The 15,430-nt window shown below is 71.2% G+C and carries 15 protein-coding genes; 2 read left to right on the top strand and 13 right to left on the bottom strand.

Annotated elements, in window-relative coordinates; translation table 11 throughout:
• Positions 1–39: 39 nt before the first annotated feature.
• The 12 genes from raiA to G6038_RS00480 all read right to left on the bottom strand — a co-directional run bounded on the left by raiA (position 40) and on the right by G6038_RS00480 (position 13,184).
• Positions 40–714: a ribosome-associated translation inhibitor RaiA gene (gene raiA, locus G6038_RS00535; protein ID WP_165035383.1), complete on the bottom strand. Its 675-nt coding sequence runs from the start codon at positions 712–714 to the stop codon at positions 40–42.
• Between the two features lie 255 nt (positions 715–969).
• On the bottom strand, positions 970–1,617 hold the full coding sequence (locus tag G6038_RS00530) for a ComF family protein (protein WP_165035382.1): 648 nt from the start codon (positions 1,615–1,617) through the stop codon (positions 970–972).
• Positions 1,618–1,664: 47 nt separating this feature from the next.
• Positions 1,665–3,437, bottom strand: coding sequence for an MtrAB system accessory lipoprotein LpqB (gene lpqB, locus G6038_RS00525; RefSeq protein ID WP_165035381.1), 1,773 nt, complete (start codon positions 3,435–3,437; stop codon positions 1,665–1,667).
• Positions 3,434–5,209 carry an MtrAB system histidine kinase MtrB gene (mtrB, locus tag G6038_RS00520; protein ID WP_346772709.1) on the bottom strand — a complete coding sequence of 592 codons (1,776 nt, stop codon included), beginning with the start codon at positions 5,207–5,209 and terminating at the stop codon, positions 3,434–3,436. The genes lpqB and mtrB overlap by 4 nt, the downstream gene beginning before the upstream one ends.
• Positions 5,206–5,892, bottom strand: a complete 687-nt coding sequence (gene mtrA, locus G6038_RS00515) for an MtrAB system response regulator MtrA (RefSeq protein WP_346772716.1) — start codon at positions 5,890–5,892, stop codon at positions 5,206–5,208. The genes mtrB and mtrA overlap by 4 nt, the downstream gene beginning before the upstream one ends.
• On the bottom strand, positions 5,889–6,554 hold the full coding sequence (locus G6038_RS00510) for a dTMP kinase (protein ID WP_165035378.1): 666 nt from the start codon (positions 6,552–6,554) through the stop codon (positions 5,889–5,891). Before G6038_RS00510 ends, mtrA begins: the two co-directional genes overlap by 4 nt.
• Positions 6,555–6,585: 31 nt before the next feature.
• A complete protein-coding gene (ahcY, locus tag G6038_RS00505; protein WP_100057735.1) occupies positions 6,586–8,073 on the bottom strand; it encodes an adenosylhomocysteinase in 1,488 nt (495 codons plus the stop codon).
• Positions 8,074–8,131: 58 nt separating this feature from the next.
• Positions 8,132–8,794 (bottom strand): TetR family transcriptional regulator, encoded by a 663-nt coding sequence (locus G6038_RS00500; RefSeq protein WP_165035377.1) that lies wholly within the window; start codon positions 8,792–8,794, stop codon positions 8,132–8,134.
• Between the two features lie 118 nt (positions 8,795–8,912).
• Entirely contained in the window at positions 8,913–10,184 is a 1,272-nt protein-coding gene (gene manA, locus G6038_RS00495; RefSeq protein WP_165035376.1) for a mannose-6-phosphate isomerase, class I, read from the bottom strand.
• Entirely contained in the window at positions 10,184–11,269 is a 1,086-nt protein-coding gene (locus G6038_RS00490; RefSeq protein WP_165035375.1) for a tobH protein, read from the bottom strand. The genes manA and G6038_RS00490 overlap by 1 nt, the downstream gene beginning before the upstream one ends.
• Positions 11,270–11,351: 82 nt before the next feature.
• Positions 11,352–12,719 (bottom strand): phosphomannomutase/phosphoglucomutase, encoded by a 1,368-nt coding sequence (locus G6038_RS00485; protein ID WP_165035374.1) that lies wholly within the window; start codon positions 12,717–12,719, stop codon positions 11,352–11,354.
• 69 nt (positions 12,720–12,788) lie between these two features.
• Positions 12,789–13,184: a DUF3499 domain-containing protein gene (locus G6038_RS00480; RefSeq protein WP_346772708.1), complete on the bottom strand. Its 396-nt coding sequence runs from the start codon at positions 13,182–13,184 to the stop codon at positions 12,789–12,791.
• A gap of 88 nt (positions 13,185–13,272) precedes the next feature.
• On the opposite strand from G6038_RS00480, the gene G6038_RS00475 reads away from it, so the two are divergent.
• Complete coding sequence (locus G6038_RS00475) at positions 13,273–13,767, top strand: metallopeptidase family protein (protein WP_037201001.1); 495 nt, start codon at positions 13,273–13,275, stop codon at positions 13,765–13,767.
• Positions 13,768–13,772: 5 nt separating this feature from the next.
• Here the strand turns inward: G6038_RS00475 and G6038_RS00470 are convergent, their stop codons facing one another.
• On the bottom strand, positions 13,773–14,036 hold the full coding sequence (locus G6038_RS00470) for a WhiB family transcriptional regulator (RefSeq protein ID WP_170914112.1): 264 nt from the start codon (positions 14,034–14,036) through the stop codon (positions 13,773–13,775).
• A 402-nt stretch (positions 14,037–14,438) separates the two neighbouring features.
• Between G6038_RS00470 and cofD the strand changes: the two genes are divergently transcribed.
• Positions 14,439–15,428, top strand: coding sequence for a 2-phospho-L-lactate transferase (gene cofD, locus G6038_RS00465; RefSeq protein WP_165035373.1), 990 nt, complete (start codon positions 14,439–14,441; stop codon positions 15,426–15,428).
• The last annotated feature ends 2 nt before the right edge of the window (positions 15,429–15,430 follow it).

Genomic DNA, 15,430 nt, shown 5'->3' with positions numbered 1-15,430 from the left:
GGGTGGCACGCGAGGCGCCGCCGCTCCGCGGTCCGGTCGTCACACCAGTCGGATCAACCCGTAGTCGAACGCGTGCCGGCGGTAGACGACCGAGGGACTGTCGGTCTCCTTGTCGTGGAACAGGTAGAAGTCGTGCCCCACCAGCTCCATCTCGTACAACGCGTCGTCGACGGTCATCGGCTCGGCCGTGTGCTCCTTCGTTCGCACGATCCGGCCCGGACCTGCGGGCTCGGGCTCGTGCTGTTCCAACGAGATCTCCGGTGAGATGCCGAGGGAGTCGTCCTTGGCGAGCTCCGCGGTGGCCTCGGCGACCGAGACGGGGGTCTTCTCCCCGTGGTGTACCTTGCGGCGGTCCTTCGTGCGACGCAACCGCGACTCCAGCTTGTCCGTCACGGACTCGAAGGCGGCGTAGAAACTGTCCGCGGACGCCTCCGCGCGCACCACCGGTCCCTTGGCCCGAGCGGTGATCTCGACTCTCTGACAACTCTTCAGCTGCCGGCGATTGCGCTCGTGCTGCAACTCCACATCGAACAGGAAGATCGTCGGGTCGAAACGTTCGAGCCGAGCGAGCTTCTCGGACACGTAGACCCGGAAGTGATCCGGGACCTCGACGTTGCGCCCCTTGACGACGACGTCGGCGCGGGGACCGTTGGACTCCGCAGTACCGGCTTCGGCCTCTGCAGCGGGAACCTTGGACTTCGAAGGGATCGTCACTCGTACCTCCCGAGTACGGCCGGCGCAGCTCGCGCGCCGGCATGATCGACGAGCGCGAAACGCGCTCCGCCCGACACGACGGTCAGGGGCGTTTTGCGCCCGCTACCTGTGTTTTCGGGTCTGAGGGCGACGGTAGTACGGAACGGCGGGGAGTGCCACCGTTCCGCCGAATTTCACGCCGTGGTCACCTCCCGGCAGGACGGATGTCCCCTTTCTCCCGGTCCCACGTCCCGCGGCGCAGGGCCCTCCGTCTCTCTACGCGGCGGCGATCACCAGCACCCCGCACGGGCGATGGCCCGCGGCCCGCAGGACCCGCACCGACTCCGCCGCGGTGGCGCCGGTGGTGACGACGTCGTCGACGAGCAGCACCGCCGCCCCCGGCGGCGGACCCGCCGCCGTCCGGATCCGCACCCGGCCGGCCAGATTGCGCTGCCGCTGCGCGGCCGACAGCCCCACCGAATCCCGGGCGCCGCGTCCGGTGACGAGGAGGCCACAGACCTCGAGCCGCCGGTCGTGACCGGCGACCACGCGCGCCGCCCGCGTCACCGGGTCGCCGCCGCGTGAGCGCGCCGCCCGCGCCCTCGTCGGGGCGGGCACCACGAGGACGGGTCCGGCGGGCAGCTCGCCCCAGCGCCGCAACCGCGACACGGCCGTCGCCAGCGCGAGGCCGAGCGGGCCGGCCAGATCGCGTCGGCCGTGTTCCTTGGCCGCGATCACCGCGCGACGGCGGGCGCCGCGATACGGCCCCAGCGCCCACACCGGCACGCCGGGATCGACCCGGGGTCGGACCCGTGCCGGCACGTCCGCCAGTTCCCGGGCACAGCGCCGGCACCAGCCGACGCCGGCGAGTCCGCAACCGCCGCATTCGACGGGCAGCACCAGATCCAGCAGCGAGGTCAGCACGGCGACAGTGTGGCCGCCGGCCCCGACATCCCGCGCCGGGCGGGCCGTCAGCCCGGCAGGACGGGGACCGCCTGCAGCCCGGTCAGGCCGGGTACCTCCCGCCAGTACCGGTCGCCGGCCGGATCGGCGTTGTTCAGCTGGAACACCGCCCGCGAGTCGGCCACGAACTCCGAGGTCGTCGACGCCTCGACGGCGACCACGGGCGGGGTGAGGTTCCGGCTCGGCAGGGCGTCCATGCGTGAACCGTCCACCGCGACCTGCACGACGGGCACGTCGGAGGCGGACCGTGCCACCACCACGGTGTCCGGCGTGCTCCAGTCCAGCGACAACGCCGGGCTGCCGAGGCCGATGGCGATCTCCCGCGGCGTCGTGAGCGAGAACTCGCCGTTCGACTTCTGCACGACCACCGCGACGTACACGCGGCCGTCCACGATCATCGCCGCGCGCACGCCGTCGCGGGAGAGCCGCAGATCGCTGATCGTGTTGCCCACGGCCCGCACGGAGCCGGCGTCGACGGGGAGGACGGTGACCCGGCCGGTACCCGGCTCGCGTACCGCGCGCACCACGTTCGTGCCGTTGACCACGGCCCACACGGAGTTGTCGTCGAGCGCCCACGTGGGCCGCGTGATCGACTCGCCCTGCAGGGCACGTGCCGCCGTCCCGTCCCGGTACGGGCCGATCAGCAGCTCGGCGGTGGCTTCCGGGGCGGGACGCCCGGTGTCGGCGACGGCGGCCGCGAGCTCGCCGTCGTGCGACAGCGCGACCGAGCGCAGGTTCGTCGCGGTGCCGAAGGTCCCGGGCACCGGAGTCACCCCGGTCTCGGCGACGCTGACCAGCCCGCCGCCCCGCAGGGCGTGGAGCCCGATGGTGGCGCTCGAGGTGGCCAGCGGGTTCATCGACGCCACGTCCGCGGTGGTCCAGCCGTTCGGGAACCGCTCGTCCAGCGGCTGACCGTCCGCGAGCAGCACGTAGGGCCCGGTGATCTCGGCGTTGGCGAGGGTCCAGATCACCTGTGCCGCCAGCATCTCGCGGCTCTCCTTGCTCAGGGGCTTCAACCCCAGGAAGTCGATCCGGACGCCCCCGAGACCGACACCGACCTGGGTCGTGCGGCCGTCGGCCTTGGTGATCGGCCCCCGCACGGACACCCCGGAACCGAGTTCCGTGCGCACGGCCGGTGCCAGGGCGGCCTTCGGGCCCTCGATGAGCAGGCCGATCAGCTGTGCCGCGGTCTGGTCCTGGGTCGCGGCGATCCAGCGGGGATCCGGCACGACCGTGCGCCCGGACGGATCGACGAAGTACAGCGAGCGGCGCTGGTAGCCGTTGAGGAACTGCGGACGGTCCATGACGACGCCCGGTCCCATCTCGTCGATGCGCCACTCGCCGCCCGTGAGCACGAGCGTGATCCTGGTTTCGAACGGCCCCTCGTCGGCGCGGTAGACCCCGCCCTCCTCGAGGTGGCCGACCCGGTTGGCGCGGATGACGTACGTCGCACGGTCGGCGCTGCGCGACTCCGGCAGCACGTCGACCTTGTCCACGATCGTCGCGCTGGCAGCGTCGTCCCACTCGGCCGACATGTCGGCGGTGAGGAACTGCCGGGCCGGGAGGTGGCGGTTCGCCGGGTCGGTGCTGGCGCGCAGGAAGTCGCGCAGGAGCAGGTCCGGTTCCCGGCCCGGCGCCGGAGGTGGGACCGAGGTGGTGGTGGGCTCACGGGCGATGGTGCCGACCGCCTGCGGCGACGACGAGTCCGGCAGGCTGGCACACCCCGACACGGCGACGGTCAGGCCGAGCATCGCCGCGAGGATCGTCTTCGTGCCCCTCATTTGGCGGCTCCCTCGGGCGGGACCGGCACTTCCGCCGAATCCGCGGCCGTCCCGGCGTCGTCGCCGGTCCCGGCGTCCGCCGGCACCGCCTCGGTCGGCGCCGTCTCGACCGGCGCGGCCGGCGCGGCCGCTCCCGGCAGCGGGCGGCCCTGGACCGCACGGACCGTGCTGGGAACGAGCGGCAGCGGACTGCGGCCGACCTTGCGTCCCCGTTCCCGCGGGAGGGTCAGCCGGAAGCAGGACCCCTGGCCGGGCTCGCCCCACGCCTCGAGCTTGCCGTTGTGGAGGTTCGCGTCCTCGACGCTGATCGCCAGGCCGAGCCCGGTTCCGCCGGACCGCCGGACCCGCGACGGGTCCGAGCGCCAGAACCGGTTGAAGACGAGCTTCTCCTCGCCCGGACGCAGGCCGACGCCCTGGTCCCGGACGATGAAGGCGGCGGCGTTGTCGTCGGCGCGCAGGCGCAGCAGGATGGGCTTTCCCTCCCCGTGGTCGATGGCGTTGGCGAGCAGGTTCCGCAGGATGCGCTCGACGCGGCGCGGATCCACCTCGGCGGTGACGGGCTCGCCGGGCAGGTCCACGATCAGCTCGGTCCCGCTCTCGCGGGCGAGGTGCCGGACGGTGGACACCGCGGCACGGGCGCACATCCGCAGGTCGAGCTGCTCGGCCGCGAGTTCGGCGACGCCGGCGTCGTGACGGCTGATCTCGAGCAGATCGCCCAGCAGGCTCTCGAACCGGTCGAGCTCGGTGACGAGCAGCTCCGAGGCCCGCTTCAGGGACGGGTCGAGTTCGTCGCTGCCGTCGTGGATCAGGTCGGCGGCCATCCGCACCGTCGTCAGCGGGGTCCGCAGCTCGTGACTGACGTCCGAGGTGAACCGTTTCTGCAGGTTGCCGAACTCCTCGAGCTGCGTGATCTGCCGTGACAGGCTTTCGGCCATCTCGTTGAAGGACATGGCCAGGCGCGCCATGTCGTCCTCACCGCGCACCGGCATGCGTTCCTTGAGCCGGCCGTCGGCGAACCGGACCGCGATGCGCGACGCCGAGCGGATCGGCAGCACGACCTGGCGCGCGACGATCATCGAGATCGCGGCGAGCAGTACGGGCAGCACGCCGGCGCCGACGAGCAGCGTGCCCCGCACCAGTGACAGCGTGTTCTCCTCGCCCGCCAGCGGGAACACCAGGTACAGCTCGAGAGTGGAGATGTCCGACGCCGTCGGAGTGCCCACGATCAGGGCCGGACCGGAGTAGCCGTCCGGATCCGACACGGTCGCGAACTGGTAGGAGATCTGGCCCTTCTGCACGAAGGCGCGCAGGTTCTCGGGGATCTGATCGGCAGGACCGCTCGACGTCGGCGCGCGCGGTCCGTCGCCCGGCACGATCAGCACCGGGTCGAAGGTGCCCGCGACGCCGGTGTCCTGACCCGCGTCGCTGCCGCGATTGGTCAACGCCGCGGCGGCTCCGTCGAGCCGTACCTGCAGCGAACCGGAGTCGTCGGCGCCGGCGAGCTGGCCCTCGACGAGGGCGCGGGAGCGCTCGACCTCCTCGGTGGCAGCGTTGATCTTCACCTCGAGCAGCCGCTCGGTGATCTGGCTGGTGAGCACGACACCGAGGACGAGCATCACGATCAGCGACAGGGACAGGGTCGAGACCACGACCCGGAGCTGCAACGATCGCCGCCACGTGTGGGCGAGCCGGTTGCTCACCGCACGTGACCACCTCAGCAGCGGCAGGGTCCTCCTCGTGATCCGCCGCCGCAGTCGGTACCCACCGATCACGGCGGTCCGGCCTTGTAGCCGACGCCACGCACCGTCAGCACCACCTCGGGATTCTCGGGATCCTTCTCGACCTTCGCGCGCAACCGCTGCACGTGGACGTTCACCAGGCGGGTGTCGGCCGCGTGCCGGTAGCCCCAGACCTGCTCGAGCAGCACCTCACGGGTGAACACCTGCCGCGGCTTGCGCGCGAGCGCCACCAGCAGATCGAACTCGAGCGGCGTGAGAGAGATCAGTTCGTCCCCGCGGCTGACCTTGTGGGCGGGAACGTCGATGGCGATGTCGCCGATGGAGAGCACCTCGGCCGGTTCCTGCTCGGTGCGACGCAGCCGCGCCCGGACCCGGGCCACGAGTTCCTTGGGCTTGAACGGCTTGACGATGTAGTCGTCGGCGCCGGATTCGAGCCCGAGCACCACGTCCACGGTGTCCGACTTGGCGGTGAGCATCACGATCGGCACGCCCGAGTCGGCCCGCAGCACCCGGCACACGTCGATGCCGTTCATGCCCGGGAGCATGAGGTCGAGCAGGACGATGTCGGGCCGGATCTCCCGGACCGCGTTCAGCGCCTGCGAACCGTCACCCACCACATACGGCTCGAATCCCTCGCCCCGCAGGACGATCGTGAGCATCTCGGCGAGCGCGGTGTCGTCGTCGACAACCAGAATCCTCGGCTTCATGGCTTCTATCGTGTCACTCCTCGACCGTGGTGAACCTGATTTGAGATCTCGGCGGCGAGTTGTCGCGGATCGGCGTCGGCTCCGGCAACCCGCCACGGCGACATCCACTGTCGGCGTGCGAGGTCGTCGTACACCTGCCCGGTCCGGGCCTGCAGACCCGAGTCCCGTTCGTACGCGTCCCGATCGCGGGCCGTGTCGGCGGCGGCGCGACTGCGCGCCCGCTGCGCGGCCAGCTCCACGGGCACCCGCAGCAGCAGCTGCAGATCCGGTACGGGCAGCGCGAACCGGTCGAACTCGAGCTCGCGGACCCACTCCACGGACGACCCCGAGCCGTCCTCGTGGTGCCGCGCGGCGGTGTAGGCGGCGTTGGACGCGACGTACCGGTCGAGCAGCACGATGTCGTTGTCCGCCAGGAGCTTCCGCAACTCGTCGGCGGCGTCGCGCCGATCGAGGGCCCACAGCAACGCCATCGCCTCGATGCTCGACGCCGTGTCACCGTGCCGGCCCCGCAGGGCCTCGGCCCCGAGGTCGGCGTGCACCGACACGCCGTAGCGCGGGAACGCCAGCGTCGCGACGACGAATCCCGCAGCGCGCCAAGCCTCGACGAGGCCGGCGGACAGTGTCCGCTTGCCGGCCCCGTCGAGGCCCTCCACGACGATCAACGCGCCCATCGGCGGTGTCCTGCGATCCTCGCTACCGTGCTCAGTACCGGTAGTGCTCGGGCTTGTACGGGCCCTCCACGTCGACCCCGATGTACTCGGCCTGGTCCTTGGACAGCTTGGTGAGCTCGCCGCCGAGGGCCTCGACATGGATGCGGGCGACCTTCTCGTCCAGGTGCTTGGGCAGGCGGTAGACCTCGTTGTCGTACTCGTCCGGCTTGGTCCACAGCTCGATCTGGGCGATCACCTGGTTGGCGAACGAGTTGCTCATCACGAACGACGGGTGGCCCGTGGCGTTGCCGAGGTTGAGCAACCGGCCCTCGGACAGCACGAGGATGGAATGCCCGTCGGCGAAACGGAACTCGTCGACCTGCGGCTTGATGTTGATGCGGGTGACGTCCGTCGCCCGCTCGAGACCGGCCATGTCGATCTCGTTGTCGAAGTGGCCGATGTTGCCCAGGATCGCCTGGTGCTTCATGCGGCGCATGTGGTCGAAGGTGATGATGTCCTTGTTGCCGGTCGCGGTGATCACGATGTCGGCCTGCTCGATGAAGCCCTCGACCGTGACGACATCGAAGCCGTCCATCAGCGCCTGCAACGCGTTGATCGGGTCGATTTCGGTGACCGACACGCGCGCACCCTGCCCGCGCAGCGCCTCCGCGCAGCCCTTGCCGACGTCCCCGTAGCCACATACCAGGGCGGCCTTGCCGCCGATGAGCACGTCGGTGCCGCGGTTGATGCCGTCGAGCAACGAGTGCCGGGTGCCGTACTTGTTGTCGAACTTGCTCTTGGTGACCGAGTCGTTGACGTTGATCGCGGGGAACGCCAGGTCGCCGCCGGCCGAGAGCTGGTACAGCCGCAGCACACCGGTCGTGGTCTCCTCGGTGACGCCGCGCACCGACTCGGCGATCGCCGTCCACTTCTTCGCGTCCTGCGCGAGGGACTCGCGCAGCAGCGCCAGGAACACCCGGTACTCGGCGGAGTCGTGCTCCTCGTCCACCGGCGGCACCACACCCGCCTTCTCGAACTGCGCGCCCTTGAGCACCAGCATGGTGGCGTCACCACCGTCGTCGAGGATCATGTTGGCCGGCCGCGGCGTCCCGTCGGCGGCGGCGGGCCAGGTGAGCATCTGCTCGGCAGCCCACCAGTAGTCCTCGAGGGTCTCGCCCTTCCATGCGAACACCGGCACACCGCGCGGGGCCTCCACGGTGCCGTGCGGGCCGACGACGACCGCAGCGGCGGCATGGTCCTGGGTCGAGAAGATGTTGCACGAGGCCCAGCGCACCTCGGCGCCGAGCGCGACGAGCGTCTCGATCAGCACGGCCGTCTGGACGGTCATGTGCAGCGAGCCGGAGATCCGCGCGCCCTTCAGCGGCAGCACCTCCGCGTACTCGCGGCGCAGCGCCATCAGGCCGGGCATCTCGTGCTCGGCCAGCCGGATCTCCTTGCGGCCGAATTCGGCGAGGGACAGATCGGCGACCTTGAAGTCGATCCCATTCAGCTGGTCGGCCACGAGCTTGGTGTCGGACACGTGAGAATGCCTCTCCTGTTGTCAGTCGGTTCTGCCAACAGGCTATACAACTCGCTGCTCAGCCGTGCCGGGCGGAGCGATCGATGAACGGCCCGAGCAACTCCGCCAGGTCCGCGGCGACGTCCCGGTCGGACTCGGGCGGCATGGAGATGTAGCTCATCGCGATGCGCACGATGGCGCGGCCCAGGATGCCCGCATCCGACGCGGATGCCTGTACCCAGCTGCGCTGGAAGGTTTCCGACAGCCGGGCGGAGGCCCGCTCGATGAGCGGCGCCGAATCGGTGGTGATCAAGCGCAACAGGTCGGGCTTGGCCTCGCCGCGCAGCAGCGACTGGATCAGCGGGTCGGCGCTGCTCTCGACGAAGAACGACGTGAACCCCTCGACGAGGGCGTCGCGCGCCTGCCCGACGTGGGTGTAGATCGCGTCGTCGACGGCGTCGACGAACTGATCGACCAGGCGCAGGGCGTACGCCTGGGCCAGGCCCTGCCGCGAGGAGAACTCGTTGTAGAGCGTCTGCCGGCTCACGCCGGCGCCCCGGGCGACGTCCGTCATGGTGACGGCGGACCAGTCGCGGGCGGTGAGCAGGTCCCGCATGGCATCGAGCACCGAGTTGCGCAGCAGCATCCGGCTGGCCTCGTGGAACGGTACGCGTTGCCGGTCCTCGGGTTCCCCGGCTCGCGGGGGTTCCCCGGATGTGGACGATTCGTGCACGATCGACATGCCGCGACGGTTTCACGCGGGGCGGATCCCGTCAACACGAACGTCCCGGTGAGGTCGGGTCCTCCGGATGCCGAATCTCGTGGATGCCCGCGTCGAGCGGAAACCGCGCGTGTTTCCGCTAGTCGACGGGTGCGCCGGTGTCCGCCAACCGCGCGCGGAACAGTTGCGCCGGCTCGCCGGCCGTCCGCACCGTGACGGCCGGGTCGGACGCCGACAGCCACACCGCCTGTCCGGCCGACAGCTGCAGGCTCCGACCGCCACATTCCACGCCGGCCACCCCGGCGGTGCACAACAGGATCTGCGGGCCGCACGGCGGCAGGGTGACGGAGTCCGGTGCGGCACCGGAGCCGGGGGTGAGATCGACCCGCGACAGCGCGAACTCCGGGGCGGGAGTCCGGTAGCGCACCTCACCCGGCCCGGACGGCTCCGGTTCGAGGATCGGCACGTCCACGGGACGGAAATCGAGCACCCGCAGCAGCTCCGGCACGTCGACGTGTTTCGGCGTGAGGCCGCCGCGCAGCACGTTGTCCGAGTTGGCCATGATCTCCACGGCCATGCCGTGCAGGTACGCGTGCAGGTTCCCCGCGGCGAGGAACAGGCCCTGCCCCGGCTCGAGGGTGATCCGGTTGAGCAGCACCGCAGCGAGCACCCCCGCGTCGCCCGGGTAGAACTCGGCCAGCTGCAGCACGGTCCGCACCTCCTCGGCGAACGAGGCCGTGCCGCTGCCGTTGTGCGTCGCCAGGTACGTCACGCAGCCGTCGAGCACCCGCGGCAGCAACGCCGACAGCACCGACTGCGGCAGGGTGATCCAGATGGTGAACAGCGCCCGCAGGCCGTCCGGGTCGGGCTGTCCGGCGAGCAACCCGATGTACGGATCGAGCTCGGGAACCTCGAGGGCGCCGAGCAGCTCGACGGTGCGATGCGGGTCCCGGAAACCGGCGAGCGCCTCGAAGCGGGTGAGCGCGACGACGAGTTCGGGCTTGTGGCTCGCATCGCGGTAGTTCCGCACCGGCGACTCGAGGGGCAGGCCCGCGGCCTCCTCCCGGGCGAAGCCCTCGGCGGCCTGTTCGGCGCTCGGATGGGCCTGCAACGACAGCGGTTCCTCGGCGGCGAGCAACTTGAGCAGGAACGGCAGCCGCGGCCCGAACCGGCTCAGCGTCGCCGACCCGAGATGCCCGCCCGGATCGGCCTCGAGCACGTCGAGCAGCGATGCGCTCCCGCCCGGGCCGTCGCCGTTGGTGCTCACCACGCGCGCCGGGTCCGCGGGATGCGCACCCAGCCACAGTTCCGCCTCCGGATGGGCGGACGGCACCGTACGGCCGCACAGCGCCGCGATCGCGGTGCGCGAACCCCAGGCATACGAACGCAGCGCACCTTCGAGTCGGAGCACTAGCAACCACCGACCAACCGCAGATAGGCCGCGGCCATCTCGAATCGCACGGCCAGCACCGCCACCTGCTCCGGCACCGGCGGCACCGCCTTCGCCTCGAACTCCCCCACCACCGATACCAACTCCATGTCCGGCAGCGCTGCCGCGCGCCGCTCCGCCTGCCGCCGATCCTCCTCCACGCTCAGCACGAACACCCGCGCCGGGGGTGCGGGCACCGGCCCGTCGAGCTGTTCGTCGTGGAAGAACGGATCGTACGGTTCCCCGCTCGCCGGCGGTCTCGCGATGAACCGGTCCCGGGCGGCGAGGACGTCCGACAACGCCGACGCCGACGCGATCACGCCGGCCACCTGCAGCAGGGACTCCCCGGCGTGCCGGGCCAGCGCGGCCGTCACCGCGGAGTCGCCGGCCAGCGCCACCCGACGCGACTGGATGCGGGCCGCGAGCGCCTTCGCCGGATTGTGGAACACCTCGCTGCCCGGCTGGTCGCGACCGGCCTCCGCGTCCGCCGAATCGGCGAGATCGGCCAGCGGGGGAACCGCGCCCGCCGTGCGGGTGGCCTCCATCGCCACCACCACCGCAAGGAACACGGCGAGGTGCCGCAGGAGTGAATACGCCACCGGCACCCGGATCCGCGGGGGCAGCAGCATCGCCCGGCCGGCGGTCGCCGCCCGGATCGGCCCCTCGTCCGGGGCGTCGACGACCACCTCGGCACCGCGCCGCAGGGCCGCGGCGACCGACTCGGCGAGCTGCGGGTCGCCCGCGTCGTCGCCCGCGACGACGACGACGTCGAGCGGGCCGACCCACGGCGGCGTGACGGGGGCCGTGACCAGCGGCACGGCCGAGCGGGCCGCAAGCATCGCGACGACCAGCTCACCCGCGCGCGCGGCGCGCGCGTCGCCGCACACGAGCACCACGCTGCGGGGGTGCAGGCCGTGCAGGCGGTCGAGGATCTGCTCGTCGACGGCCGCGGCGGTGGCCCGGATCTGGGCCCCACCGAGCGCGGCGAACCGCAGGATCCCGTCGACGTCCGCATCGATCAGGGCGTCCGTGTCGTCCAAGTCCAGGAACGAAGAGGGAGCCGTCATGGCTGCGCCACCATCCTTCCGACTCGAACCGTCCCGGCGCCGGGCCCCGGGAACTCGATTATCCCCGCCACGGATACTTCCGTCACGCGCGCACGATTGCCAGGATTTCCCTCACCAGCGCGTCGACCTGTTCGGCGGTGCGGGCCTCGACGTTGAGCCGCAGCAGCGGCTCGGTGTTGGAGGCGCGCAGGTTGAACCAGGCGCCGTCGGCGAGCTCGACGGTGACGCCGTCGAGCCGGTCGATCGAATCGGCACGATCGCCGAATGCCTCGAGCACCGCGGCGGTGCGCTCCGCGGCGTCGGCGACGGTGGAGTTGATCTCCCCGGACGCCGCATACCGGTCGTAACTGCCCATCAGCTCGGACAGCGTCCGGTCCTGGCCGGCGAGCGCGGCGAGCACGTGCAGCGCGGCGAGCATGCCCGAGTCCGCGCCCCAGAAGTCGCGGAAGTAGTAGTGCGCGGAGTGCTCGCCCCCGAACACGGCCCCGGTCTCGGCCATCTGCTGCTTGATGAACGAGTGCCCGACGCGGGTGCGTACGGGCTTGCCGCCGAGTTCGGCGACCAGTTCCGGCACCGCGCGCGAGGTGATGAGGTTGTGGATGATCGTCGACCCGGGTTCCTTGGCGAGTTCCCGCGAGGCCACCAGGGCGGTAACCGCCGACGGAGTGACCGGCTCACCGCGCTCGTCGACGACGAAGCAGCGGTCGGCGTCGCCGTCGAACGCGAGGCCGAGGTCGGCACCGGATTCGCGCACGAGCTTCTGCAGGTCCACCAGGTTGGCGGGATCGAGCGGGTTGGCCTCGTGGTTGGGGAAGGTGCCGTCGAGTTCGAAGTACAGCGGCACGAGGTCGATCGGGAGCGCGCCGAACACCGCCGGTACCGTGTGCCCGCCCATGCCGTTGCCGGCGTCGACGGCGACCTTCAGCGGGCGCATCGCCGACAGGTCCACCCGCGAGCGGACGAACGCGGCGTAGTCGGCGAGCACGTCCCGTTCGGAAACCGTGCCGGCGGCGCCGTCGAAGTCCGGGACGCCCGCGACGAGTTCGGCGGCGATGGTGGCGAGGCCGGTGTCCTGCCCGACCGGCTTCGCCCCGGCCCGGCACAGCTTGATGCCGTTGTAGCGCGCCGGGTTGTGGCTCGCGGTGAACATGGCGCCGGGGGCCTCGAGGATGCCGGAGGCGAAGTACAGCTGGTCGGTGGAGGCGAGTCCGATGTGCACGACGTCGAGTCCCTGGGCCGTTACGCCCGCGGCGAAGGCCTGCGACAACCGCGGGGACGATTCGCGCATGTCGTGGCCGATCACGATGCGGGTGGCGCCGCCGTCGCGCATCAGGCGAGCGAAGGAGGCTCCGACATCACGGACGAACCCGGCATCGAGCTGTTCTCCCACCACGCCACGCACGTCGTATGCCTTGACCACGGCGGACACGGACTCGGCAGATCTCGCCACTGTTGCTGCTCCTGATCGTCGACTGGCACCGCCTCCGCGGCGGGGCACGGTCAGCCTAATGCGCGACGATCAGGACGTGGGATCGGGCAACACGCGCAGGTGGCCACGACGGCCGGTGCGGGCCGTGGGTGGCGCCGCCAGCGCCGTGGGGACACCGGAATCGGTGTCGTCGGAGTCGGTTCGGCCACGCTCGCCGAGACCGGCCTCGCGCACCGCCTCGGCCAGGGCGGTCAGGTCGTCCTCGTCCGGAGTGCCGGTGGTGAAGGCACCCTCGTACCGGACCAGCTCCCACCCCTTGGGCGCGGTGATCCGCGAGCCGTGCGATTCGCACAGATCCCACGAGTGCGGCTCGGCGACCGTCGCCAGCGGACCGACGACCGCGGTGGAGTCCGAGTACACGTAGGTCAGCGTCGCAACAGCAGGGTTCTTGCACCCAGGCCGGCAGCATCGACGCAGTGATCTCACAGTCGGAGAGTAGCGCGCCGTCCGCCCGGGGACTATCCGGACACACCGGAGAACCCGGTACAGATTTTCGTGTCGTACTGTCCAGAGCATGCACCGCTCGCGCCGTTCCCGCCCTGTGACGTCCCGCTCGGTCGCGCGACGCGGCCGCGGGGTGCGCGGGCCGTTGTTCCCGCACGAGCTGCCGGCGTGGCGCTCGCGGGCGGAGAAGTTCGATCTGCTCGTGCTGGGGGCGTTCGCCCCGATCGACGCACAGTGGCACGACCGGCTGACCAAGCTCGACATCGCCGTCGACGAGGTGCCCAAGATTCGCGCCCTCGACCCCGACTCGGTGAACTGGCCGTCGGAGGTGGTGGCGGACGGTCCGGTGCCGCTGTCGCGTCTCGTGCCCGCGGGGATCGACCGTCGCGGCGCCGCGACGCGGGCCCGGATCGTGCTCTTCCGTCGCCCGCTCGAACTGCGGGCGAAGGATCCCGAGGATCTCACCGATCTGGTGCACGACGTGCTCGTGCACCAGGTCGCCACCTATCTCGGCGTGGAGCCCGAGGTCATCGACCCCGAGCTCGGCGGCTTCGACGAGGACTGACGTCCTCAGACGATGCCGCGCTTGAGGCGCCGGCGCTCCCGCTCCGACAGACCGCCCCAGATGCCGAAGCGCTCGTCGTTGGCCAGCGCGTATTCGAGACACTCGTCCCGGACCTCGCAGCCCAAGCAGATCCGCTTCGCCTCCCGCGTCGATCCGCCCTTCTCGGGGAAGAACGCCTCGGGATCCGTCTGCGCGCACAGCGCGCGTTCCTGCCACTGTTCGTCGCCACCGTCGGACGGGTCGCCGAAACCATCGATCAGGCTGAGCACGGGTCGCGCGGGCGCGTCCCCCCCGATGCCGTCGATGTCGTCCCGAACGTCCTCGCCTGCAGTGTCGATGCCTGCAGTGTCGATCCGAGAGCTCTCGAACCATTCGCGCTCGTCGGCCATCGTTCGCCTCCTCACCTGCAGCGCTGCAACTCTCGTCGAAACCGGCCCACTCCGCGCCATCCCGGTCGAACATGCGTTCGAATGCAGTTCACCACAACCGATCCCGGCCCCGGCTCACTGGAAATGACACTTATGTGATTAGACACGTGGGGCGTGTCGCGGTCAAGCCGAGCGGCGCCGCTGCCTTACCATCCGGGGTTCTCCACCGTGCCGCTGCGCGTCCGCCGCCCGGGCGCGCAGGCACCCCGGCAGCCCACCCGGCGCACCGCCTAGGCTTGCCCTGTGAACGTGACTGTATTGGTCGGCGGCGTCGGAGGTGCGCGTTTTCTCACCGGCGTGCGCCGGCTCCTCGGCATCGAACCCGGCCGCGACCTCGACCCCGACGCCGCACACCGGGTCACCGCGATCGTCAACATCGGCGACGACGTCTGGATGCACGGGCTGCGGATCTGCCCCGACCTGGACACGTGCATGTACACCCTCGGCGGCGGGATCGACACCGAACGCGGATGGGGCCGGGCCGACGAGACCTGGCACGCGAAGGAGGAGCTGGCGGCGTACGGCGCCACACCCGACTGGTTCGGTCTCGGCGACCGCGACATCGCGACCCACCTGCTGCGCACCCAGTTGCTGGGCGCCGGATACCCGCTCTCGGCCGTGACCGAGGCTCTGTGCGACCGGTGGAAGCCCGGCGTCACCCTGCTCCCGGTCTCCGACGACCGCAGCGAGACCCACGTGGTCATCACCGATCCGGCCGACGGCGAGCAGCGCGCCGTGCACTTCGAGGAATGGTGGGTCCGGCACCGCGCGCAGGTTCCCACGCACAGCTTCGCGCACATCGGCGCCGAGAAGGCCGCACCCGCCCCCGGGGTGCTCGCGGCGATCGAATCGGCGGACGTGGTGATCCTCGCCCCGTCGAACCCGGTGGTGAGCATCGGCGCGCTCCTCGCGATCCCCGGCCTGCGCGGCGCGCTGCGCACCACGTCCGCGAAGATCGTCGGCCTGTCGCCGGTGATCGACGGAAAGCCGTTGCGCGGCATGGCCGACGCCTGCCTCGACGTGATCGGCGTCGAGTCGACCGCGCAGGGCGTCGGACGGCACTACGGCGCCCGCACCGGCGCGGGCCTGCTCGACGGGTGGCTGATCCACTCCACCGACACCGCCGATGTGCCCGGCGTCGAGGTGCGCAGCGTGCCGCTGCTCATGACCGATCCCGGCGCGACAGCCGAAATGGCTCGCGCCGCATTAGAACTGGCAGGAGTGACGCCGTGACC

It is taken from the genome of Rhodococcus sp. 14C212, assembly GCF_011058195.1.
GTDB lineage: Bacteria > Actinomycetota > Actinomycetes > Mycobacteriales > Mycobacteriaceae > Rhodococcus > Rhodococcus aetherivorans.
Note: the sequence above shows the minus strand (reverse complement) of the source record. Positions and strands in the feature narration are given on the sequence as shown.

What these genes read in the sequence shown, in the direction of transcription:
- lpqB (WP_165035381.1), bottom strand. Translation starts at nt 3,437, where the DNA reads ATGAGGGGCACGAAGACGATCCTCGCGGCGATGCTCGGCCTGACCGTC.
- G6038_RS00510 (WP_165035378.1), bottom strand. Translation starts at nt 6,554, where the DNA reads ATGGGCGCGTTGATCGTCGTGGAGGGCCTCGACGGGGCCGGCAAGCGG.
- G6038_RS00500 (WP_165035377.1), bottom strand. Translation starts at nt 8,794, where the DNA reads ATGTCGATCGTGCACGAATCGTCCACATCCGGGGAACCCCCGCGAGCC.
- G6038_RS00490 (WP_165035375.1), bottom strand. Translation starts at nt 11,269, where the DNA reads ATGACGGCTCCCTCTTCGTTCCTGGACTTGGACGACACGGACGCCCTG.
- G6038_RS00475 (WP_037201001.1), top strand. Translation starts at nt 13,273, where the DNA reads ATGCACCGCTCGCGCCGTTCCCGCCCTGTGACGTCCCGCTCGGTCGCG.